The organism is Legionella cherrii (assembly GCF_900635815.1).
In the GTDB taxonomy this organism is placed as follows: Bacteria; Pseudomonadota; Gammaproteobacteria; order Legionellales; family Legionellaceae; genus Legionella; species Legionella cherrii.
Map to the genome: position 1 here is coordinate 2,808,833 of NZ_LR134173.1, position 24,405 is coordinate 2,833,237.

The following is a 24,405-nucleotide window of genomic DNA, read 5'->3' on the forward strand; positions in this document are numbered from 1 at the left end:
AAAATGAATCGACAAAAAGGTTTCTCATTAATTGAAATCATGGTAGTAGTGGTTATATTAGGTATCCTAGCTTCTATAGTTGTACCTAAAATTATGGGACGTCCCGATGAGGCACGAAAAGTAAAGGCAAAACAAGACGTACTTGCAATACAAAATGCTCTTGATCTGTATAAGCTTGATAATGGTAATTACCCAACCACCGATCAAGGCTTGATGGCGCTTGTTGAGAAACCCACCTCAAATCCAACACCGAATAATTGGAAACAATATCTTAAGTCACTGCCCAAAGATCCATGGGGCCGAGATTATCTTTATTTAAATCCTGGTCAACATGGTGATGTCGATGTATTTACCTATGGTGCTGAAGGACAACCTGGAGGTACGGGTATTAATGCCGAAATTGGTAATTGGGATGAGAAAAAATAGACATAATCAAGGTTTTACCCTGATTGAAATCTTGATTGTTTTAGTGATTATAGGCATAACTTTTGGTTTTGCCTTAATCGCTTTTGGTGATTTCGGTGAAAATCGACGCATCTTGTTTTCTGTAGAACAATTAGCTAATACACTTCGTTTAGCTCAGCAACAGGCTATTTTGGAAACCAGCACGCTTGGTTTGCGTATTGATAATGCCAGTTATCAGGTTCTGCAACTCAACAACGCTCTATGGAAGCCTATTTCCGAAAAAGGAGTGTTTAAAATGACTTATTTTCCCCAAGACACACATATTACTTTGAAAACCAATCACGTTACCCCACCAGGAACCCCTGCCATTATTATATCTGCCTCTGGTGATATGACCCCTTTCACTTTGAATTTTGGCAGCAAACAAGACCCTAACCTAGCATCACTGATTGGTAAGCGGAATGGAGTCTTACAACTTAATTTGGTGCCCACTAAATGAGTGCTCAAGACCGCAAATCAGGTTTCACACTAATCGAAGTATTATTAGCACTTTCTATAATAGCGATTGCATTAACTGCACTGTTGAAAGCAATATCCCAAAATGTAGAAACAACTCGTCGTGTTAAAGAAAAGACCGTGAGTCATTGGATCGCTATGCAAGGGGTAGCCATGATTCAACTCAATTTATTGCAGATTAATCAAAGCCAGGAAACCACCCAGGATACAACGATGTTGAATGAGCACTGGTACTGGCGAGCAAGTGTCAGTTCCACGCCACAAAAGAACATTCAAAAAATTGTCATTTCAGTGAGCACTGAAAAATCAGGACCTTTTAGAGAGGAACTGCAAGCATTCCGGTATGTATCATGAAAAAAAATACCCCATCTTCAGCGCTTAAAGGTTTTACACTCATTGAGATTTTAATCGCACTTGCCGTATTTGCCATTCTGGCAACAATTACTTCTTCCGTTTTGTATAACGCATTCACAACACGCGCTCGAGTCAATGAACAAAGTGAACGCTTAAATGAACTGCAACTTGCGATAAGCCTTATTCAACAGGATACAAGTCAAATAGTGGAGCGCCCTATTCGCAGTAATGACATGCAATTGGCGCCAGCTTTTGTGGGACAAACGAACACTCTCGAATTCACTCGTGATGGAGATGTCAATCCAGGTAGCCTTGAAAAACGCAGCACGCTAAAGCGAGTTGCTTATATTTGTCAACAAGGAACGTTAATCCGCAGAACTTGGAGTACTCTCGATAGAATGAATCAAGATATCTATGAGGATAAGCCGTTACTGAATCGCCTTACTCATTGTCATTTCGGTTATTTAAATCAAAATTTACAAGTACTGCCTGAATGGAGGGAACAAGCTGTAGCCCTAAACCAGCGTAAAGAGCCTTTTCCCAAAGCCATACAAGTAAATATGACTTTGCAAGACCAGGGCGAGATCAATTTGCTTTTTATTGTACCGGGTGCAGTTTATGCAGCAGGCTAAAAGGATAAAAGGTAGTGCCCTACTCACCGCTCTGTTTATTATGACTCTAGTTGCCATTGTAGCCACTGCAATGAGCACCAAAGTGCAATTAGATATTTACCGTACTCGACTTATAATCACGCACGACAGGCTTTATCTTGCTTCACAAGCAGTTACTTTTTGGGGGCTAGGTCAATTAGCTGATAAAAAAAATAAATTGATTAAAGCAACTCCCCAAGGAATTGTCAGTCTCTATCCCGCGAATATGGAAAATATCTATAGCAACGTCGCGGTAAAGGGGGCACTTTATGATTTACAAGCTCAATACAATATTAATAATTTAGGAAATCGAAAATCGATGTTAGGTTTTATAAACCTTATCGGAACTGCCATACCACAGAATAGTGAGTCAGAAAAAGTGAAATTAGCCTTAGCAATTAATGATTGGCTCTCTGCTTATGACCTCGCGCGGGGTAAGGACAATTATTTATCTTATTATGTCAACCAAAAACCGCCCTACTACCCCAGCCATCAACTGATGAGCAGTAAGTCCGAATTGCGTCTAATTAAAGATGTGAGTGCGCCGCTTTATTTATCCTTAGAACCTTTAGTTACCGCATTACCCGAAGCTACACCCATTAACATCAATACTGCTCCAATGAAAGTACTCAAATCACTAAGCAGCGGCATGAAGGAAGACCAACTCAATGAATTAATCAAGATAAGAAAAGAAAGTGGGATTAAAGACTTAGAAAAAATCTCGGAATTACTCAAAAAACTTGACATAGCTACTGATCAGATAACTTTAGAGAGCTCTTACTTTCTCGGTGTCGCTTATGCTACGAGCGATAATCTAAATCTTACCGTATTTACTTTATTTAAAAGAACCAAAGATAAAAATGAAAAAATATCGGTGAATGTGCTTCGACAAAGTTTCAATGTGTACTAGGACCACTTTATCGTATGAGTTGACGACGAACAATCTGCTGCGACTCAGGTAAGCTCTTGACGACCCTTCACCCAGTTCGGGATGTGGTTTGCCTTAGAGGAATTGAGGGGGAAGAATCAGCTGGTTTGAACCTATTTTAATAAAACTGATACCGCCCATTGGAGAGCCCTTACCCTGTTGGTGGTAACACATTGTTGTAAACAATGCTATTCTTCTTTTTGAGGTATCTTAAAATTATTGTTTTGAATAATTTCTTTGGCTAAATCATTACCTGCTTTAACGTCTGCATCGGAGAGTTTATTTTTCAACATCTTCAACTCTTTTATTGCTTCCTCATTTTTATTTTGTGCTGCAATTTTAAACAAGGCATACGCTTTAATCCAATCTTTATCGACACCCAATCCCGCAAGGTACATATAGCCTAATTTAGCCTGCCCAACAGGATTTCCCTGTGCGGCAGACTTGGTAAACCAGTATGCAGCTTGTTGGTAATCTTTATCAATTCCTGTTCCAGTGAGGAGTAATTGCCCAATTTCAGCTTGTGCCTCAGGTTGACCACTAAGTGCCGCAGCTTGGTACCAGTATGCGGCTTTTTCTGGATTGGCTTCAACACCATATCCTTTAAGATAGTAGTAAGCCAAATAAGTCTCTGCTTTGACGTGTCCTTGATTAGCTGCTTGGGAAAACCAGTAAAATGCTAATTTGTCGTCTTGGGCAACACCTGATTGTTGTCCAGTATACAAAAGACCAAGACTATACTCGGCACGGACATCTCCCTGATCCGCAGCCTTTTGATACCAATATAAAGCCTTGTTTACATCTTTGGCTGTTCCTTCACCAACAATATAAGCATAAGCAAGATTCACTTGCGCTTTACTGTATCCTTGTTTTGCAGATTTTTCGAACCATTCGAATGCAGTCTTTTTATTTTGTTTCACACCATCACCAGTCACATACATTAGACCGATATTTCTCTGCGCAATCGCATTTCCTTGCATGGCGGACTTCATGTACCATTTAAACGCTTCTGGAAAATTTTGCTTTACTCCTTGTCCTAGGTCATACATAAAGCCCAGACTGAGTTGTGCTAACGGATTATTTTTATCTGCTGATTTTTGATACCAACTGATGGCTTCAGTATAATTTTTAGTTATACCTTCACCATATTGGTTCATACGACCAATTAAATACATGGACTCCGGATTTCCATCCCTTGCGGACTTCATTAAATAGGGATAAGCAGTGGAGTAATCTCCATTTTGATATGCTGCAAAACCAACAATCTCTTCACCTGCAAAAGCAGTATTCACTACCAGCAATGCTGCTAAAATGACCCTGCGCATGCCGACTCCAATTCAATCCTCTTATCTAAAGCGTAGAATAAAGAATCAACAAAGCAAGTTCACCACCTTGATTAAAAATATGATATTCTTTGAATATTGCTGAAAGAATCGACTCACAAACGATGCGAGATCCAAAAACTTTTGATTATATAAAATACTTTATCAAACGATTTTTACGTTATCTGTTAGTGGGTACCTTTGCAGGATGTGTCACGTTTTTTCCTCTTTTTTTGACGATTATCCTGCCTTTCTTAATTCAGTTGAGTGGTGTACTTGCACTCCATGATTTGGTTATTGCAAAAAAAACAGGCGAATTTTTACCCTCTTTTACCCCTATGTATGCCTATTTACTCAGCTGGACTTTTACCCTTGCTATTGGATTGTTTCTTTTCGTTTTACTCTATTTAGCCATGACGGGTGCACTATGAAAAATAATATGCAAATAATTCACTTTGGCTTAAAGAGATTTTTTCGTTATTTTTTGATTGGAATAATTTGTAGTGTGACACTGATGCAATTGGGCGGTTTTCCAATTGTTTTCCCAGCTTTAGTTTTATTCAGTATTATTTTATCGATCGATGATGTGGGTCTACACAAACAATCTGAATATTATCCTCCTACATTTCCTCTATCCTACTGGGTTATTTGTATTTTTGCGCTATTTTTGGATGGGATCGTCTATTATTTTAAACTCATGTGATTCAGTCGCGAAAATCACAGATCCCTGCCGTAACGCAAGGATCTGAATTTCCTTTTACTTCCCTGCAATCATCATTTTTTCAATTAATACAGAGCCACATCGTGTTGCAATATTGGGGTTAATATCGTTGCCCACTGCAAGAATGGCTTTGAACATATCTTTTAAATTCCCTGCAATAGTTATTTCATCAACTGGGTATTGGATTTCACCCTCTTCAACCCAATAGCCGCTGGCACCGCGAGAATAATCACCCGTTACAATATTTATTCCTTGCCCCATCAATTCAGTGACTAATAATCCCTTGCCCATTATTTTTAATAAATCGGCAAGATCACCTGCTGTAGGATCAATCGTTAAATTATGAACCCCATCAGCATTTGCTGTAGTTTTTAATCCCATTCTTCGAGCAGAATAACTGCCTAATACATATTGCATCACACGGCCTTTTTCAACAAGGAGGTTAGGTCGTGTTGGAACTCCTTCACTATCAAAAGAGGAACTACCCAAAGCACCTAATAAGTGAGGCTGTTCATAAATACGAATAAACTCTGGGAACACTTGCTGTCCTATAGAATCGAGTAAGAATGTGTTTTTTCTATAAAGATTTGAACCACTAATTGCATTGATAAAAGTTGAAAATAAACCGCTAGAAATACGCGATGAAAAAATAACAGGGGTTACTTGGGTTGCAATCTGCTGGGCCCCCAAACGGCTAATTGCACGATCCACTGCATTTTTAGCAATGATGTGAGGGTCTGTTAATTCACGTGCATTACGAGCCGTTGTATAGTCATAATCACGTTGCATTTCCTCGCCATCCTTTGCGATTAAAGAACAACTTAAACTGTGACGTGTACTGTGAATAAATCCAGACCCACCATAGGTATTGGCAAATCCATGATGTGATTCGTATGAAGATACATTCACTCCATCTGAATTCGTTATTCGTTTATCCAGTGATAATGCATACTTCTCGCATTTTAAAGCCATATCAATTGCTTGTTGAGGATCGATATCCCAGGGATGAAATAAATTCAAATCCGGATGATTTTTAGACATCAGCTCTTTGTCGGCCAGTCCAAAACAAGGGTCTTCGGCACTCACTCGCGCGATGTCGCATGCAGCTTTTACCATCGCCTCCAAAGCGGCAGGAGAGGTATCGGTGCTGCTTGCCCCACCTTTACGTTGACCAATGTAAACGGTCAAACCAACACCCTTATCTTCACTAAATGCAACTGTTTCAACTTCCCCCATACGAACATCAACTGAAAAACCTTTATCATTATTTACTGCGACCATCGCATCCGTTGCACCTTCTTTTTTGGCCAGTTCGAGTACATCATTCATCAAATGAGTTAAATCTGTTGTTGACTTCTGTATATCACTATTGTTATGTTGCGTTTTAATTTGCATAAGAGATTCCGTGGTATTGAATGATGTACATAAGGATACAATAACATGTCTTCACAAACCAATGTTTATCCTGCAAACAAATCATATTTGTTCCATTTATTATTTCTGCTTTGCATCGTCTTTACACCACTTAGTTCATCTTATGCTGAAGGGTACTGGCGTAAATTAAGTCCCGGTATTGAATATCAGGATCTTTCAGGAGGCATTCTTTCGCCCTGGTCGCATATTTATGCATTCCGTATTGATCTCAATAAAAATAAACTGGCCTTGGTCAATGCAAAAAAACTATCATTAAAAAATGCCTCCGTAGATCAATTTGCTGAACACAGCAAAGCGCTATTGAGCATTAATGGCGGTTTTTTTGATCACGAGTTTAACCCGCTTGGGCTTAGGATCAATAATAAAAAATTGATAAATCCCTTAAAACGAATCAGTTTGTGGGGAATTTTTTATGTAAGAAATAATCAAGCTCATATTTCCAGTTTAAACCATTTTAAGCACGACAATCATATTGATTTCGCCATTCAAAGCGGACCTCGATTATTAGTTAAAGGAAAAATTCCATCCCTAAAACCAGGTATCGCTGACCGTTCGGCTCTTGGGATTACTGCGGATGGAAGAGTCATTATTTTGGTTTCAACTAATGCTGCAATGACTACGAATAAGCTCGCTCAATTACTGAGATCACAACCCTTATCATGTGTTGATGCGATTAATCTCGACGGAGGGAGTTCAAGCCAACTTTATGCCCATATTGGTTCATTCCTACTAAATGTTCATGGCTTTTCTAATGTCAGTGACGCAATTATTGTAAAAAAGACATAGCTCAGGTTCATTCAATTTCACTTTCCCCCCTTCTCCTGTTAGCCCTCGCTATGCTCAGGATAACAGAGGGAGAAAATAAGGTGACCGTCAGGGCGGACGAGGGTATTGGATTACCGCTAATGAACCCTCCCCCTACCCCTCTCTCTCAAGCGGGAGAGGGGATGTCCTAGCTAAAGCAGAAAACGTAGGATCTATTCGATATATTTTTGTATGGGAATACATTTTAGTAAATCCTGATTGCAAGCAACCAGGCTACGACTCGTCAATAAAGAACAATTGTGCACAAACCCACAAGTTATCCACAAAATACTCCCATATTATTCTCTTGACCATTATGCCAAAACACATTATCTTGTTATTTTGTACCGAGAACAACCCAATATATTGTGCTATAATCTGATTAATAGTGAATAAATTTAACTGCCTGTTAATAATAAAATAATAATAAATGCGTGGAGGAAAAATGTCCGCAATTCTTGATCCGGTAAATGATGTGCCGCAAACGAGTCAACTGGAATTGACTGCTAATGCCCCTGGTTTATTAAAAACCATTAAACGCAATGGTAAAGTAGTAAATTATGATGATACGAAAATTAAAGTTGCAATCACTAAGGCATTCATTGCCGACGAAGGCGGTACAGCACCAACGTCAGATCGTATTCATCAACAAATTGAAGAACTTACCCGTCAAATAACTCAAGTGTTTAAACGCCGCTTGCCCAGCGGTGGTGCAGTTCATATTGAGGACATTCAGGATCAAGTAGAGTTAGCACTCATGCGTAGTGGTCACTACAAAGTTGCTCGCGCTTATGTGTTGTACCGCGAAGAACACCGTAGGGCACGTGAAAATGAATTAAAACAACAAGCCAGTGACAACAAAATTTTATTAATTACGATGCCCGATGGTGAATTAAAGCCATTGGATACTGAGCGCATGAACACGATTGTTAATGAAGCATGCCGTAATTTAGAGCATGTTCAGGCAGAACCTGTGATTAAAGAGGCAATGCGTAATCTTTACAACCAAGCGAAATTTGAGGACGTGCACAAAGCGTTGATTATGGCTGCACGTACATTGGTTGAAAAAGAGCCCAACTACACTTATGTCAGTGCTCGTTTGTTATTAGACAGCTTGCGTATGGAAGCACTAGCTAAATTAGAAATCCAAGCGGATGCAACCTTTGATGAGATGATCAAACTTTATCCATCATACTTCAAAGTCTATATTGCTCATGGTATCAAACAAGGAATGCTGGATGTAAAAATGGCCGATTTTGATTTAGAAAAACTCGGCAAGGCGCTGTTGCCTGAGCGTGATATGAAGTTTAGCTATTTAAGTTTACAAACCTTATATGACCGTTACTTCATCCATGATCATGGCATACGTTATGAGTTGCCTCAGGCATTCTTTATGCGTGTTGCTATGGGACTGGCTCTGCGTGAGCAAAATAAAGATGATAAAGCCATTGAGTTTTATCAATTGCTGTCTTCTTTTGATTACATGTCTTCAACACCGACTCTGTTTAACTCAGGGACAATTAGACCCCAATTATCCAGTTGCTACTTGACCACTGTTCCTGATCATTTGGATGGTATATACAGCGCCATTAAAGATAATGCCTTACTTTCCAAATATGCGGGTGGTTTGGGTAATGACTGGACTCCCGTACGTGCAATGGGTTCACATATCAAAGGCACCAACGGAAAATCACAAGGTGTAGTCCCCTTCCTGAATGTTGCTGATGCAACCGCAGTTGCAGTAAACCAAGGAGGTAAACGTAAAGGAGCAGTCTGTGCTTATCTGGAGTGCTGGCATAAAGACGTAGAGGAGTTCCTTGAGTTAAGAAAAAATACTGGGGACGATCGACGTCGTACACACGATATGAATACTGCATTGTGGATACCTGATTTATTTATGATGCGTGTACGTGAAAATGGGGATTGGACTTTATTTTCACCTGATGAAGTGCCTAATTTACACGATCAATATGGTAAAGCTTTTGAAACACTCTATCGTGAGTATGAAGAAAAAGCACGTCAAGGTCTCATCAAGAATGCAAAAACTTTATCTGCAGTGAAACTGTGGCGTAAAATGCTGTCCATGCTTTTTGAAACTGGCCATCCATGGATGACCTTTAAAGATCCTTGCAATTTGCGTTCTCCACAACAACATGCAGGTGTAGTTCATAGTTCTAATTTGTGTACTGAGATTACATTGAATACCTCTGAAGAAGAGATTGCTGTATGTAATCTAGGCAGTATCAATCTTCCTGCTCATATCAAAAAGGGCAAACTGGATACTGAAAAGTTAAAACGCACTATTAGAACAGCTATTCGTATGTTGGATAATGTGATTGATATTAACTACTATTCCGTACCGCAAGCACGTAATTCCAACTTGAAACATAGACCTATTGGTTTAGGCCTTATGGGTTTTCAAGATGCATTGTATGAGTTAAAAATTGATTATGCTTCCCCTGAGGCAGTCGAATTTGCTGACTCATCCATGGAATTAATCAGTTATTATGCTATTGAGGCTTCTTGTGATCTGGCTAAAGAACGAGGTAGTTACTCCAGTTACGAAGGTTCTCTATGGAGTAAAGGCATACTGCCAATTGATTCAATTAACTTGTTACAGCAAGCACGTAACAAATATTTAGAACAAGATCGTTCACAACGATTGGATTGGGAAAGTTTACGTATTAAAGTTCGCACACAAGGAATGCGTAACTCCAATGTGATGGCCATAGCACCTACCGCTACAATTTCCAATATTTGTGGTGTATCACAATCCATTGAGCCTACGTATCAAAACTTGTATGTCAAATCCAATTTGTCAGGCGAATTCACTGTAGTCAATCCTTATTTGGTTGCGGATTTGAAAGCATTGAATCTTTGGGATGAAGTGATGGTCAATGATTTGAAATACTTTAATGGTAGTGTGCAACCAATCAGCCGTATTCCTGCTGAATTGAAACAACGTTATGCCACTTCATTTGAAATTGATCCTATTTGGTTAGTTGATGCAGCTTCTCGTCGTCAAAAATGGATTGATCAGGCGCAATCGTTAAATATCTATATGGCTCAGCCATCGGGTAAGAAACTGGATCAACTCTACATGCATGCGTGGATACGTGGATTAAAAACTACTTATTACTTACGCAGCTTAGGAGCATCCAATGCGGAGAAATCTACTGTAACTGATGGTGCACTCAATGCAGTTAAAATAATAGCAGAGGAACCTAAGGTATGCTCCATTCTCGATCCAGACTGTGAAGCGTGCCAATAATCAGGAGAATTTAAATGTCAGAAAATATACAACATCACGATATAATTCATACTGGTGCAACAGGATATGAGCCTCTTGAAATGGGAGCTGCACGTATTCACGTTGATGATAAACGTATCATTAACTGCCGGGCAGACTTAAACCAGCTCGTTCCTTTTAAATATAGATGGGCTTGGGACAAGTACTTAACCGCTTGTGCAAACCATTGGATGCCTAATGAAATCAATATGAGCGCTGACGTAGCGCTCTGGAAAGATCCTAATGGACTTACAGAAGCCGAGCGTTTAATTATCAAACGTAATTTGGGATTTTTCTCAACAGCAGATTCATTGGTTGCCAATAATCTAGTACTCGCTGTTTATCGACACATTACCAATCCGGAATGCAGACAATATTTGTTACGTCAGGCCTTTGAAGAGGCATTGCATACTCATGCGTACCAGTACGTTATTGAAAGTCTAGGACTTGATGAGGCAGAAGTCTTTAATATGTATCGTGAAATCCCATCCGTAGCAACTAAAGCAGCTTGGGCATTACCCTTTACTCAAAGCTTGGGTGATGAAACATTCCATACCGGTACTGTAGAGAATGATCAGCGCCTCTTGCGCGATTTAATTGCCTTCTATGTAATCTTTGAAGGGATCTTTTTCTATGTTGGCTTCACGCAAATCCTCTCCATGGGACGTCGAAATAAAATGGTAGGCACTTCAGAGCAGTTCCAATATATTTTACGTGATGAATCCATGCATATGAATTTTGGTATTGATGTCATCAACCAAATTAAAATTGAGAACCCCCATTTGTGGACACCTGAATTTAAAGAAGAAATGATTCAATTGATTCGCCAAGGTGTGGCGCTGGAGTATCAATATGCCAAGGACACCATGCCTCAAGGCATTTTAGGAATGAACGCAGAAATGTTCGAAGAATACTTACACTTCATTGCTAACCGCCGTTTAAATCAAATCGGACTCCCAGAGCAGTACCCTGGAGCTGAAAACCCATTCCCTTGGATGAGTGAAATGATGGATCTGAAAAAAGAGAAAAACTTTTTTGAAACTCGCGTCATTGAGTATCAAGCAGGCGGTACTCTCAGCTGGGATGATGAATAAGAGTCTCTTTTCCAGAACCCCAAATAACTTCAAGTAGGGCTTGTTTGCAGTGTTGCAAACAAGCCCTAAATTTATATACCGATTTAATATTCTTCCGACTCCTCATTTAATCAAGTAACGCGGATTTATTTTTTCCTTCTGCTTCCCCAAAATAATCGCAACTAACATATATTAATCAAAGATAAATCCCAAGAATTTGTTTGCAAATAGTGGTTTTTATACACTTAATGTTCACATAATATTCACATGATAAAATTATGTACAGAAAGAAGTTTTGCTATTGGAGAAATGTTATGTCACTGACATTAACTGAATGGTGGACAGAACTAGACAAGGAGACCCGAGAGGTTGCAAAAAAATATGGGGCTAGCTATCCCGATGCCTTAACTCCTGCTAACACTGTAAATGTGAATGCAGACTTGACTCCTTTGGAAGCCGTCCATGCAATGGCAAGTCTTGGGTCCACGATCGAATCAATAAGTCTCCTTAGTGCCGCAGGTATTGCAGGTAGGATAGCTACTGCTTCAAAAAAACTAGGTGAGCCATTACAGAAGAAGTCCTCAGATGACGAGCAGCATTACGTTCCAAAAATCACTGATGAAAAAAGTTTACTACTTGCCGTAGTGTATTATCGCTCCCAATGTCGGTTTCAACATATTCAATCAAAAAATGCCACCATTCAAAACGGTGCTGTAGGAAAACCAGGCATAGAACAAAATAAGCCCGGGGTTGCAAAAGAGGCAGAAGCCTTAAGGGCAAAAATTAAAGACTATTGTTCTAATAATACAAAAATTGCCGAATCCGCCCTAAAAAACTTCAATGAACTCTTTCCTCCACCGAACGAACTAGGAAGTGATTTATTTAAACCCAAAAGCTTAGCTGAACAATATCAAGATTTTGCGCATCAGTTAATTGCCGAGCTTTTTAATATTGAGGAAGAATCTCATGAGAAATTACACAATACTGCACTAGATAATACCAAAAAAATCAAAACGCAGCTGGAAGACGCAGAAGCAAAACTAGAGACTTTATATTTCTACAAAAAATTAAAAGAATTTATAACGAATACTACTGAATATTCCGATGCAACTTTTGCTGGCTTTGCGGATACTCTGCACAGGGACTATGGTGCACAAGCCAAAGAAATATGGGACCAAGCAGAGTCATTCGCCAAGGGAAAAAAATCAAAGAAGGATCAAATTACCGAGGGAATTAATAATTATACTCCTGCTTTTCTCCAAGGCTTTATGCATGCTCGGCTTAACCCATTGGCTTATGTTCCTTGGGTAATGGGTGTCGATGAAAACGCGCGTTTTAAACGATTTAAAGAACATTTTGAATCGCATGTAACCAGTAAAATAGCATCCGCTAGTCAGGCTGTCTCTGGTATAACAAAGATTAGCGAAGAGGATCTCAAGGCGGCCAGTTCTGGACAAATTTTAGATTTAATCACTATGGGTCATGATTTACGTATAGAAATAGAGCGTTTACAAAAATCCATCGAATCCTATGTCGAAACACTCAAAGAGGATGAGCTTATTAAATTTTCAACAAGAACGCCATTCATTGGATGGATTACGAAACTACTTGCTGATTTTCCTTTGACGAAAGGCTTATTGCATGACAACATTCATTACCTTGATCTTGCCAACAAATTTTCTCAGCAATTAGATACAATAAAACAAATGCAGGATGATCAAAATCCAAGGGACCAGCTTGAAAATCTCAAAAAATCAATTCAAACAGAGGTTGATAGCATTAAAAAGGGAAGTCATTATTTGCTCTTTAAAGATGAGAGGGAATTAGCACATAAACACTTCCATCACATTATTGTTGGTAAAAAAATTGAGGGAAAGGCGGAAAATAATGACGAAGAACCGTCTAATCCAGGCCTCAAAAAAGTTTAATGCCAATGCATTATTGGCATTTTTCTTCTTATGAAATTGGATTTCCAGAATTTAAGTTATTCAAGTACAGTTGCCTGGGTGTAAGTCTGAAGAACTGAAGCCCGGGTTCCACTACGCTTCACCCCGGCTAAGACAATACCTAAATCGTTCGTCTAATCATAAATGACAAACAAAATGCTCATCTAGCTAGCACAAGTAAAAAAATTAAGATGATATTTTTCTTCCCTATAGTAGAATCTTAACGTGTCGAAAATGCAATTTCGACAATTGCACTCAAAAAATAGTTTATTTTTATCGACTAAAACACAGGAGGTGACCTATGGCCAAGAAAAAGGAAGACAATACCAATTATAGCTTTTTACTTAAATGTATGGCTGCACTCACTGCTGCAGCGATAGTGACAGCAGGAATTATTGCTGCAGTGACATTAAAATCTGCTGCAACAGCCACAACTGCAATCGCCGCGAAAACGCTCCTTACATCAACTTTTATATTTGCACCAGCTGTATTTCCATTTGCACTTGTTGCGATTGGACTTGTTTTTGTATTACCTTTTTTATTCGGTTGTAACAGTAATACCTATACTACGGTAAGAACGACCGCAACTCCTGGGTACAGAAGTTATGGAAATTATAGTTTTTATACTCCTACCCCCGATTATACTTTTCCTAATTATGATACGAGTAGTAACGTTTACATCGGTAGCACCAACTCCCATGGGCATCCTGCCTCTGAAGGTACCGTTCATGTACATGGTAGCACAAATACACATGGGCATGATGGAAATAGACATGGACATGATGCTACTCGACATGGGCACTTTTAAAATCAGTAGATTGTAATCAATTCGAAGGGTCTTTGGCTGGATCTCCTAATTTTGAGCATTCTATTTTTATCATGATGCTCATAGAACATACTGGAGATCCCCCATTACGCCCTTTTGTTTCACTTCAAAAACCCCTTAATTTAGCTCTATTGATCGAGATTTATACTTATTTTTACTATAATTAATTAGATATATTTAAATAGAGATAATTCTTTGGATAAATGGGGGAAGGAGGGATACGAAATGAAAAGCGTATTATTAACAGCACTGCTGCTCGCATTCTCTACAGCGGCTTTGGCAGATGAAAGTGTCATCGTCACCCAAACAAAAACTTGGCAGAGCGTGCCCATTACTGTAGATGAACAAGCTCATACTTATACCGTTGAGAAAGGAGTCACGTTGCCTGAAGGAGATTATTATTACACTTATCCAGGCTACCGTTGTTTAAAAGAAAAAAGAGATATTGTCGGTGTCAATGCAGTCGTATTCCAAACAGGTATTCCTGGTGGAAGCGATATCTATTGTTATGCAGACTAAAATCAAAAACTCCGATCAATAGAACACTGAATAAAAAGGCGTAATCGTAAAAACTGTACACGGTTACGCCTTTATTAAGTCATTTTATGTTATAAAACCATCCCATTTACTTGACTGTCCCAAAGCTTTTTGAAATAACTTTGTTCATTATTTAAAAGTTCATTAAAAGTCCCTTCTTCAATAATTGCCCCACCCTCCATCACGACTATTCGATCCATATGTCGAATGGTCGACAACCGATGTGCAATGGCGATGACTGTGGCATTATTTTGCTCGAGCATGGCATTAATTGATTGTTGCACTTCTTGTTCTGAGAGCGTATCCAGACTTGAAGTCGCTTCATCCAAAACAACAAGCGATGCATTTTTTAAAAAGGCACGTGCAATTGCAATACGCTGGCGCTGTCCTCCAGAAAGCTTCACACCACGCTCACCTACCAATGTATCATATTGTTCCGGCAATGATTCAATAAAATCATCTATCTTCGCCATTGCAGCTGCATGCTTAATCTCTTCAAGCGTAGCATTTTCTTTTGCATAGCCAATATTCTCTCCTAGGGTTCGATGAAAAAGCATAATGTCTTGTGGAATAAGCGCTATTTGTTGACGCAAAGAATCAGATGTAATCTCTGAAATCGGCTTATCATCGATTAAAATTTGCCCTGAAGTAGGCTTAAAATTTTTTAATAACAAAGAAATCAGTGTTGACTTGCCTGCTCCAGAATGGCCAACCAACCCAATCTTCTCCCCTGGTTTGATTAATAGATTTAGATTTTGAAATACCGAGCTTCGTTCGCTGTAGGCAAAAGAAAGCTGCCGAAACTCAATTTTACCCTGGTGAATCGGATAGGCTTGTGCGCCCGGTTCATCAACCTCATCATGCGGCATCGATAAAATGCTAAAAGACGATTTGAAATCCCCTATTTCTTTTAAAAAAGTACAAAGACTGCTCATCAGAGCCCATAAATCAAAAGAAATGGTAATGGCTGTGAGCATGACAAACAGGAAATCTCCAGTGGAAATCTCGCCATGTGTCCGTAGATAGATCATAAATAGAAAAACAGCTATTAGCATGAACCAATAGAGTACTGAGCCAACCATATTAAATTTAAAATCGTATTGATAAAGTGCAATTTGTCGCGGAACAAAATCTTCCGACATCAGTTCATTCACCCGTCGATGTTCGGCTCGTCGTTTGGCAAAATAAAACAGCGAGAAGATATTGGTAATATTATCTGAAAAAGAGCCAATGATTTGGTGCTTACTTTCAGCCACATCATTAGAGAGTCGATTCAATTTGAGTGCCATAGGAAGCATGATGACCATAACCAACACACACCAGGCCAGCATAAAACAAAACACATTGAAATTGACAACCAGCAGGACAAAAACAGAAACAATGACCACACAAAAATGTTTCCCCACAATATGATGGAGATTAGCAAAAACGCTATCATATCCATCCAATAGTCCTTTCAGTTTACTAATTACGGTACCACTAGGTGTATTTTGAAAATAGTTATAAGAATGGTGCTGCACGTAATTGTATGCAGAGGATAATAATCTTTGCCTGGCATGTGGCTCAGCCTTCCACTCAGCGAAATCACTAATACGCCACACAACATCCAACACGATTTGTGCCGTGATAAACAACACAATAGGAAACACCAGTTGGTCATATGAACTGATTGTTTCGTTAGAAAACGCATCAACTAAAAGCTTAAAGGAATAATTATTAGCAAAAATATAAATCGCAGTGAGCACCGGCGCCTGAAACATTAAAACATACCACCATCGATAAGGTTTAATGACTTGCCATAAAAAATTCCATGCCGAATTAAATGGATATTTTAAATCTAAAGCGTCCACTATATATGCTCAAAATTAAGGGTCATCAAAGTATACCATAGGAAACACTCAAGATGCTCATAATTAAGTCATTTCGATGTACGGCAAAATCAACAAGACACATTGATTGCTCAGGAAGTTGTTATTTTACAAGGATAACGGTAGACTTACGACTCAATCAACGTCCCGGTGGCACAGCTGGATAGCGCAGCCCCCTCCTAAGGGGCAGGTCGGAGGTTCAAATCCTCTCCGGGACGCCAGTAGAATCAATGGGTTACTAGCAATTCTCGCGGGCACAATGGTGCGATCAGGGTGCAAACCGAATTTATAATAAAATAAAACAGTAACCATCAATACATGCCTAATTAGGCTCAAATTGGGTGGAAATAATAAGCCCTGTCCTTCAATCACGTAAAGAGCACCTCACCTACTCTATATTCTCTTTTGATTTAGACATGAACGGAGAAAGTCATGTAGCCTTTTTTTATAACTTTGTTAGTAAGAAAAGCGGTATAATAAACTTATTGCCTGTTGAGATGTTTGAAAAATCGTAGACTTTCTTAATTTCAAACCAATTATTTACAGACACTCAGAATTAAAAAGGTTTTTTTGTTAATGCTCAAAGAAAGTAAGCATGAAACATAGAGCGCACAAACTTTCAACAAAAGCCGCTCATTACAAGTAATGTCGCATGAGAAGATTTGCCAAATTAATTAACAATCTAACTCAAATTTAAATTTATATATAATCTAATGGTCTTAAAGCAAACTGAAATTTCTGCTTACACATTACACAGTCCTGACTAATTAGAGTCATACTTATTTATTGCTTGAAAATAAAAGATAATATATAAACAATTTCAGCATTTAACCGCGTACATACACAATTAGAGGCAATAAATGAGGCACGAAGTAAAAGCTAACTCTCCTATAAAGGCCATATATATCCATTCATCATCATATCAAAAAAACATTTTTTCAGGGTCGGCAAGCATCCAAATTGAATTAAGTTCAGATGGGTTACAAAATATGATGGAGCTATTGAATTTATTAAACGACAATCAATTTGAATTTCATGCGAATAGGGCTGACGGTCCATCTATAATTACATCTTATAAACGTGAAGAAATACGAAATATTATGGATTTTTTATTTAACACGGGATTGATAGGAAGTTCGGATAGAGCGGATTTAGAAGATGTTGTGCGTTTCGAAGAGAAGTCCAAAATTACATATGACTTAAACCGTGATATGGCTAACAGTGCACAAAAAGACATCATTGAAAGCCTGTGTGTAAAGCAAATTGGTGCCTTAATGAAGATCATTTCCAATGAGGAAGACCTAGGAATTTTACTCAAATTGCTAGAATGTGATTACTTCAGAATACCTGGTAAGGCTGGAAAAGATAAAATTTTCCTGGACTTTAAAGATTGGCTTGCTCAATCGAATAAATATACTGAAAAAGAAATTAATGATTTGCATGAATCTTATTTGTACCTACAAAAGATATATAGGGGTACGGCTAATTTAGAAGATACCCTTATAAAGGCAGGTCAATTTCTTCCCAATTTAGCAACTCAACAAAAGATAATCTTTGATATGCTAACTACTATAACTCAAACTCATCTTTATGCTATCGAACTATTCAGTGGTATGTCTATATAGAAGAGTTAAACTTAGATTATTTCTTGTTGGCTTAGCATTTACAGACTATTCTTACATGGCTTTATAGAGAAAAAATAAATCCATTAAAAACTTGGTACTTTGAGTTAAATTACGATCATGGAATAAATGCGAATCCTCTCCCATCCCATACAGATTAACGGTTGTGAACAAGTAAGGAACCCAATAAGGCCTCCCCTATTGGCCTTTTTGGTACAACCCCAGGGATGCTAACTTCAATTAAACTCAGCTCCTTTAAAAGGGTTAATCCAAAGCAGTAGACACCTTAAGTTTCTTCCATTTCACCCTGGATCGATTATGCAATATACAAATAGCTCATAAATTTAATAATTCCTTAATTGTTGTTGGTTAGAATGAGCTCCCTAAATCACCACTTAACTTTCAAAAGGAAATTCATATGACAATACGCTATATTTCTCTAGCTATTGACAACGGGCTATTTAATTTAAATTATGTACAAGCGGATCATGAAAATTATACAAAGCATTTGGGTAATGCCGTTTTAGTGCATAATAAAGCCTTTCTCGACACCTTGAGGGAGCAAAACAAATCGTTCGCCTCTGTCTATGCCTTTATATATTCCAATAGGCAATCTTATGAGGTCGATGTGGCCAGTGCCGGCTCTTACCTTCGATTCAAAGGCTCAGCTTTTTCCGCAATTGAGACTGTGTGTCACGATTTGGGTATTGTCTTTGATCCCTTTCTCTTAGCTGATCTAGATAATGATTTAACTTATGGAACTGCATTCAATAAAGCTTTGGCAGAAGTAAAAAACGGGAATTATATGGTCAATCCTGACTGCGAAGACCATCCAACCTCCCCCTTTGATTATGACAAAACAGCCCTACTTTTCGCGCAACTGCAAAAAGCCGCTGTTGATGCCGCAGCCCAGCATCCCGGTGAAGAAATTATCTTTGATGTATTTGATAGTCATCATCACACTCTGGAGTTCACAAAAGGTTTTTTTTCCGAGCATAAGCACCTTATTCCCAAGGGGATGACCTTAAATTTAAACCACTATGATGGTGGAGAGCCGACTCTATACAACACCATTGAGGGTGAGGGGCCCGTGTACTTTAATTTTGCGAAGCACGTTAAAGGGTTGTTGCTAAGACCTACTTCCTCCCGTGATGAGTATGCAAAGTTGTCTATCCATCCTGAATATCCAAAGGCCTTAGTGGATATTGTTGCTGAGTACTTTGCCAGAAACCCCGACTTATATCAGAAGGAACATGTGCCGACTGAGGTAACGGAACGAGTCCAGTCGGTTTGTCGGGAGCTTGGCCTTGATGAAACTCCTTTTACAGTGAGTCAATCTTTAGAGGCTACAGAATTTGAAGCACAGGAAGGGGAAAAAGAAGCGGAGAAAGCAGAGGAAACTCAGCCCGATCAGCCCGCAGGGTCGATAGCCATCAACGCACAAACAGGACTAAGCAATCCGGGGCGAAGCCAACATGGATTTTATGCTGCTGATGAAAAGGGCGAGGAAAAGGCAGAGTCCTCGAATCAGAAACAGGCCTCAATGCGTAGGTGCATTTTATATTAGACTTTATACCTTTGCTGCACATTGCGTTAGAGCATTGCAGCAAAAGTGTTAGTTAGTCCTGCTGGTCAGTACTCCATTAAACTCGACAATCGCTGGCTCAAAACCTGCTTTGACCACTTTAAGAATGAAGGCAGAATTACATTTTTGTGCTTTACATGCTACATAATGTCGATTTTGATACCACACAACCCCATCAGGATGTTCTAAATTTAAAGGCGTTTATCAATAATTTCTTGAATTCCTGCAAAAAGAAAATAACCCAGTTTTATGGAATGAAGCACTGATGCTCTCTCGAGATGCGCTCTTATCGAGGCAACTTATAAAGTCTGATTTTGTCGCGTCACCCGACGCTCAGATTGAATTTTAGTCTATTTGATGGTATAATGTTCATTCTTTTTAGAGTTCCAAATTGCTTTCAAAAGCACGACCTCTTTAAAAATACAAAAGGAAAAACTATTCCTCGGAGTACGTTATGTGGTTCACATTTGCTATTTTTGCTGCCATTTTATGGGGTTTTAATTACGCTCTAGCTGAAAAAATATTGAATAGTATTTCACCCACTACACTATTGGCACTGGAAATGACAATAGGTGCTGTATTGTTTACCTGCATTTCTTTTTTCACTACGATGAAAAAAGATGTTGAACTTTTGACAACAGACTCTGGTTTATTATTATTAACTGTAGCCGAGATAGCAATCGTACTCGTCGCCAGTTATTTTATAGCGACCTCCATCAGTCTTAAAAATGCGACGATTGCGGGTATCGTCGAATTAACTTACCCCATATTTACTGTTATTTTCACCTGGTTTTTATTTAACCAAGTTCATGTGAATCTTTCAGTCATCATTGGTGGGCTGTTAATTTTCATCGGCATTTTAGTAATAAGCTTGGCATAAAAGACAAGATCAATTTCTACAGCAGCAAAATCATGCCCCGCCCCATTTGCCTCTCTTTTTTTCTATTTATTTGTTTGTCGCTGCAGTATTATTATTTTAGATGAAACAGGAGTTAAAACATAAGGAATTGAAAATGAAAGCAGAAATTATAAAAAGTAAACTGGATCTCTATGATCAAAACAAAGGGCTTTTTAGAGTACTCAAAGATGAGCCACATATTAAAGCACTACGCGAATTTTATAATAGCAAACTTCAAGGAGTACATACTTTATCCCCACCATTGCTTCTAGAATTAGCGGTCATTCTGTTAGGTAAAATGATAGGAATGGAGATTCAGAAAGCAGTCAAATTTTTAGAGAACTTGTTCAGTACTTAGGTGGTTATGAAATATTAGAAAGTTTAAATAAACAGAAGCAATTATCAGGTGAAAATCTAGCATTTCTTGAAAAAAATCATACTCATGCCAAACAGTTAGCCCCTCTATTAATCTCTATTAGCAGTAAACTTTCTCCTTCTACTTTGACGATCCTGCTTCAAGCTGCAGAAAAAATAGCAGATCAGCAACGATTAGTGGAGACGTTCAAATATTTTGAACAATGTGCACTCTCTGAAAATGCTGCTCTGTATTTTGAATTAATCAACCTCCTCAATCGTTATGGAATAAACATGGATGATGTTGTTCCATTATTAAGTAAAGTAAAACAACTGCTTCATATAAAAAAAGTATTAGACGTATTGAGTAGGACTGACTCACAATTATTCCATCGCGATAATGTTATTGCGGTCCTGAAATTACAAAACCCCTATTATTTTTATAAAGTTTTGGCGCTTCTCCCAAATACGCAAGAAAGCTTAAATACTTTATTTGCCGTTGATGACATACTCGATAAATGTTCTCGAGCAGATGCGATTATCAAGAACTTTAAAAGCGCAGGTTGGGAACTCGATCATTATTTAAAATATATTTTTAGTGTCAATATCAATGGGGTTGATTTAGAGCGTGCTACACGTTTGTTGATGAACATGAACATCGAACCCGAGTTACTTCCAATAATATTAGAAATAATATTTACCCGTTCTAACGAAAGTATTGCTCTAGTCCAAGCCGTGGGTCTTTTAGAGGAACACTTAAAAGAGGATATGGATTTGGTTTTCGCCACTAAATATCCTAATCGAGTCGCTGCAGCGATAGCAGAACTTAGAAAAGAAAAGTGTTTCAATGAACAAACACGCAAGGCTATTTGCTCTCATCCGGAATATGCTGTTGAATTAGCGCAGGCCTTGGTTCAATTTCACCGTATAGATTATACGGCACGCGCAGCCCATGATGGAATCATGAAATATCCCCAAAGTGCGAATAACGCAGCAAGGGCTATTGAGTATTTACATAAAAACTCACTCTTGCACAACCCCCATGGTAAAACAGACTCCTATAAAGGGAAAGTGAAACGATCTTCTAATTCAATTGTTGCTGCAGTGTGTAAAGCAGAGTTAACGGACGACTCTTTGATTAAGTTATTCGACATAATGCAAGCGGCGAAACTCTTAGACCTACCTAATCTTCATAAGGTAATAGCCCGGTTGAAATACATCAAAACTATGGCTAGTGCAGCAATATGTTTAGCCAATGGGAATAAATTTAATCAATTAAATTTTGAAAGTATAATGAGTGACCCGATTAATTCTATAGCCATAGCGGAGCGTTTAGGAGGAACTCCTAGCTCGCCGTCTTTACCTAAGATAATTAACGAAGGCGCTAAGGATTTTGTAGAAATTAGAAAGGCTGCAAAAGTCTTAGCGCAGGGACAGCGACAAGGGCTTTTTTTTACTCAGCCAGAACCTGAAAAGGTAAAAACTTTTGAAAAAGCAACACATAAGAAAATGGCTACCCTACAAAATGAAGCAATGATGAAAATTGCTGAGCATACCAGCGACCATCATCTGGAGGATATTACAGAACATCATACAGCGAATAGCGCTTACTTTTCAGTATACAAAAAATAATCCAAGAAGGTTGGACTGACAGTCCAGCCTAGCTTGTGCAATTCCCGCAAATCGACAATAATTTTTCAACTGAATTAGCCTGATTGCTTGCAGCGAGGCGTGTTATTTGTAGGTAAAGCGCATTAAAAGCGACTCTTTTAACCTATTTTTTTGATATTCGTGGTACAATTGCCAATTAAATAAGCACGTTGAGCATTATAATCAATGCCATTTTCTCCTGTTCGCAGTCATCCATAAATAAAGGAAACTACATGAGTTTTAAGTCACTAGGTTTAATCGAGCCCTTACTTCAATCCATTGATGAGTTAGGCTATAAAGAACCCTCTCCTATTCAAACTCAAGCGATCCCACAGATATTATCAGGTAAAGACGTTCTTGCTTCGGCACAAACAGGAACAGGTAAAACGGCGAGTTTCGTATTACCTCTTTTGCAAAAACTGAGCTCAAAACCACGGGCTAAAAGTAATAGAACTCGAATCCTCATTCTAACTCCAACACGTGAATTAGCCAGTCAAGTACATGAAAGTATACTGCAATATGGACGCTATCTATCACTTCGTTCTACAGTAGTTTTTGGTGGAGTAAAAATCAACCCCCAAATGATGAGGTTACGTTCGGGCGTGGAACTGTTAGTCGCGACGCCAGGACGTTTATTGGATTTACATCAGCAACGCGCCATACAGTTTGATGAAATTGATACTCTAGTTCTTGATGAAGCCGATAGAATGCTGGATATGGGCTTTATTCACGACATGAAACGAATCATAAATTTGCTGCCTAAAAACCGGCAAAACCTCATGTTCTCAGCCACGTTTTCTGATGAAATTCGAAATCTGGTAAAAACCATTCTGAATCACCCTGTTGAAATTGATGTTACTCCTCGAAACACAACCGTAGTGAAAATCAAACAAACAGTACATCCAGTGGATAAAAGTCAAAAAGCGGCTTTATTGAGCCACTTAATTCATAAAAATAAATGGGGTCAGACCTTAGTGTTTTCAAAAACCAAGCACGGCGCAAATAAATTAGTGAAACAACTAGCCGACGCACAAATTCATGCGGCAGCGATCCATGGCAATAAATCTCAATCCCAACGGACTAAGACTTTAGCAGAATTTAAATCAGGTGAATTACATATTTTAGTGGCTACAGACATTGCTGCCCGCGGTATTGATATTGATCAATTGCCTTGTGTAGTTAATTTTGATTTACCCCAAGTTGCTGAAGATTACGTCCACCGTATTGGTCGAACAGGCCGCGCTGGCGCTTCAGGACTGGCCATTTCTTTAGTAAGCGCTGATGAAGTCAATCAATTACAAGCTATAGAAAAACTGATTCAGCACAAATTAAACCGTATTGAAATCGAAGATTTTGAGCCCAAACACAATGTCCCCCAAACCAATGCCTCTTCTAAAACTAAAAATAATTTCCCAGCTAAAACGAAGACAACTTCAGCACCCAGTAAATTCAATAAAAAACCATTCGCAAAAAAAATCAAAAAAAACGGTCCTAAACAGTCTAAGCACGCATAAGTTGAGTCCTTAACGCAACCAATATCAATGCTGCATAGTCCCATTCAGAAACTTTTCTATTTCTAGGGAATCAACGGATTGGAGGATCATGGCAATAGGATAAATACGT

22 protein-coding genes and 1 tRNA gene are annotated in these 24,405 nt (G+C 38.7%); 20 read left to right on the forward strand and 3 right to left on the reverse strand.

What is annotated here, in order from left to right:
- The first annotated feature begins 3 nt into the window (after positions 1-3).
- Genes lspG through gspK form a run of 5 tightly spaced genes read left to right on the forward strand, consistent with a single transcriptional unit; the run spans position 4 to position 2,835 of the window.
- Complete coding sequence (lspG, locus tag EL022_RS11895; RefSeq protein ID WP_028380355.1) at positions 4-426, forward strand: GspG family T2SS major pseudopilin variant LspG; 423 nt, start codon at positions 4-6, stop codon at positions 424-426.
- Entirely contained in the window at positions 413-904 is a 492-nt protein-coding gene (gene gspH / locus EL022_RS11900; RefSeq protein WP_028380354.1) for a type II secretion system minor pseudopilin GspH, read from the forward strand. Before lspG ends, gspH begins: the two co-directional genes overlap by 14 nt.
- Positions 901-1,275: a GspI family T2SS minor pseudopilin variant LspI gene (lspI, locus tag EL022_RS11905; RefSeq protein WP_028380353.1), complete on the forward strand. Its 375-nt coding sequence runs from the start codon at positions 901-903 to the stop codon at positions 1,273-1,275. Before gspH ends, lspI begins: the two co-directional genes overlap by 4 nt.
- Positions 1,272-1,907, forward strand: a complete 636-nt coding sequence (gene lspJ / locus EL022_RS11910; protein ID WP_028380352.1) for a GspJ family T2SS minor pseudopilin variant LspJ — start codon at positions 1,272-1,274, stop codon at positions 1,905-1,907. The genes lspI and lspJ overlap by 4 nt, the downstream gene beginning before the upstream one ends.
- Complete coding sequence (gene gspK, locus EL022_RS11915) at positions 1,894-2,835, forward strand: type II secretion system minor pseudopilin GspK (protein ID WP_028380351.1); 942 nt, start codon at positions 1,894-1,896, stop codon at positions 2,833-2,835. The genes lspJ and gspK overlap by 14 nt, the downstream gene beginning before the upstream one ends.
- A 206-nt stretch (positions 2,836-3,041) precedes the next feature.
- Here gspK and EL022_RS11920 read toward each other — a convergent pair whose 3' ends face one another.
- The gene (locus tag EL022_RS11920) at positions 3,042-4,178 is read right to left on the reverse strand and encodes a tetratricopeptide repeat protein (RefSeq protein WP_028380350.1); all 1,137 of its coding nucleotides are present in this window, start codon (positions 4,176-4,178) and stop codon (positions 3,042-3,044) included.
- An 89-nt stretch (positions 4,179-4,267) separates the two neighbouring features.
- Here EL022_RS11920 and EL022_RS11925 point away from each other — a divergent pair, with 89 nt between their 5' ends.
- On the forward strand, positions 4,268-4,606 hold the full coding sequence (locus tag EL022_RS11925) for a hypothetical protein (RefSeq protein WP_028380349.1): 339 nt from the start codon (positions 4,268-4,270) through the stop codon (positions 4,604-4,606).
- A complete protein-coding gene (locus tag EL022_RS11930) occupies positions 4,603-4,878 on the forward strand; it encodes a hypothetical protein (protein WP_028380348.1) in 276 nt (91 codons plus the stop codon). The genes EL022_RS11925 and EL022_RS11930 overlap by 4 nt, the downstream gene beginning before the upstream one ends.
- Positions 4,879-4,932: 54 nt before the next feature.
- On the opposite strand, the gene pmbA is transcribed toward EL022_RS11930, so the two are convergent.
- Entirely contained in the window at positions 4,933-6,291 is a 1,359-nt protein-coding gene (pmbA, locus tag EL022_RS11935; protein ID WP_028380347.1) for a metalloprotease PmbA, read from the reverse strand.
- Between the two features lie 45 nt (positions 6,292-6,336).
- On the opposite strand from pmbA, the gene EL022_RS11940 reads away from it, so the two are divergent.
- The 6 genes from EL022_RS11940 (at position 6,337) to EL022_RS11965 (ending at position 14,787) form a co-directional block, all read left to right on the forward strand.
- Positions 6,337-7,116 (forward strand): phosphodiester glycosidase family protein, encoded by a 780-nt coding sequence (locus EL022_RS11940; protein WP_028380346.1) that lies wholly within the window; start codon positions 6,337-6,339, stop codon positions 7,114-7,116.
- 463 nt (positions 7,117-7,579) lie between these two features.
- Complete coding sequence (locus tag EL022_RS11945; protein WP_028380345.1) at positions 7,580-10,405, forward strand: ribonucleoside-diphosphate reductase subunit alpha; 2,826 nt, start codon at positions 7,580-7,582, stop codon at positions 10,403-10,405.
- Between the two features lie 14 nt (positions 10,406-10,419).
- On the forward strand, positions 10,420-11,517 hold the full coding sequence (locus tag EL022_RS11950) for a ribonucleotide-diphosphate reductase subunit beta (protein WP_028380344.1): 1,098 nt from the start codon (positions 10,420-10,422) through the stop codon (positions 11,515-11,517).
- Between the two features lie 293 nt (positions 11,518-11,810).
- Positions 11,811-13,424 (forward strand): hypothetical protein, encoded by a 1,614-nt coding sequence (locus tag EL022_RS11955; protein ID WP_051544412.1) that lies wholly within the window; start codon positions 11,811-11,813, stop codon positions 13,422-13,424.
- A gap of 319 nt (positions 13,425-13,743) precedes the next feature.
- On the forward strand, positions 13,744-14,250 hold the full coding sequence (locus EL022_RS11960; RefSeq protein WP_028380343.1) for a hypothetical protein: 507 nt from the start codon (positions 13,744-13,746) through the stop codon (positions 14,248-14,250).
- 243 nt (positions 14,251-14,493) lie between these two features.
- Positions 14,494-14,787 carry a hypothetical protein gene (locus EL022_RS11965; RefSeq protein WP_028380342.1) on the forward strand — a complete coding sequence of 98 codons (294 nt, stop codon included), beginning with the start codon at positions 14,494-14,496 and terminating at the stop codon, positions 14,785-14,787.
- 89 nt (positions 14,788-14,876) lie between these two features.
- On the opposite strand, the gene EL022_RS11970 is transcribed toward EL022_RS11965, so the two are convergent.
- Positions 14,877-16,655 (reverse strand): ABC transporter ATP-binding protein, encoded by a 1,779-nt coding sequence (locus EL022_RS11970; RefSeq protein ID WP_028380341.1) that lies wholly within the window; start codon positions 16,653-16,655, stop codon positions 14,877-14,879.
- A gap of 162 nt (positions 16,656-16,817) precedes the next feature.
- Between EL022_RS11970 and EL022_RS11975 the strand changes: the two genes are divergently transcribed.
- From EL022_RS11975 to EL022_RS12005, 7 genes are all read left to right on the forward strand, one after another.
- Positions 16,818-16,894: transfer RNA gene (locus EL022_RS11975), tRNA-Arg, on the forward strand.
- 639 nt (positions 16,895-17,533) lie between these two features.
- On the forward strand, positions 17,534-18,298 hold the full coding sequence (locus EL022_RS11980; protein WP_028380340.1) for a hypothetical protein: 765 nt from the start codon (positions 17,534-17,536) through the stop codon (positions 18,296-18,298).
- Between the two features lie 415 nt (positions 18,299-18,713).
- Positions 18,714-19,862 carry a hypothetical protein gene (locus EL022_RS11985; protein WP_051544411.1) on the forward strand — a complete coding sequence of 383 codons (1,149 nt, stop codon included), beginning with the start codon at positions 18,714-18,716 and terminating at the stop codon, positions 19,860-19,862.
- Between the two features lie 472 nt (positions 19,863-20,334).
- Entirely contained in the window at positions 20,335-20,760 is a 426-nt protein-coding gene (locus EL022_RS11990) for a DMT family transporter (RefSeq protein WP_028380339.1), read from the forward strand.
- A 133-nt stretch (positions 20,761-20,893) separates the two neighbouring features.
- Positions 20,894-21,136 (forward strand): hypothetical protein, encoded by a 243-nt coding sequence (locus EL022_RS11995; protein ID WP_126325203.1) that lies wholly within the window; start codon positions 20,894-20,896, stop codon positions 21,134-21,136.
- A 290-nt stretch (positions 21,137-21,426) separates the two neighbouring features.
- Complete coding sequence (locus EL022_RS12000) at positions 21,427-22,764, forward strand: hypothetical protein (protein ID WP_126325205.1); 1,338 nt, start codon at positions 21,427-21,429, stop codon at positions 22,762-22,764.
- Positions 22,765-23,015: 251 nt separating this feature from the next.
- Positions 23,016-24,296 (forward strand): DEAD/DEAH box helicase, encoded by a 1,281-nt coding sequence (locus EL022_RS12005; protein ID WP_028380337.1) that lies wholly within the window; start codon positions 23,016-23,018, stop codon positions 24,294-24,296.
- The last annotated feature ends 109 nt before the right edge of the window (positions 24,297-24,405 follow it).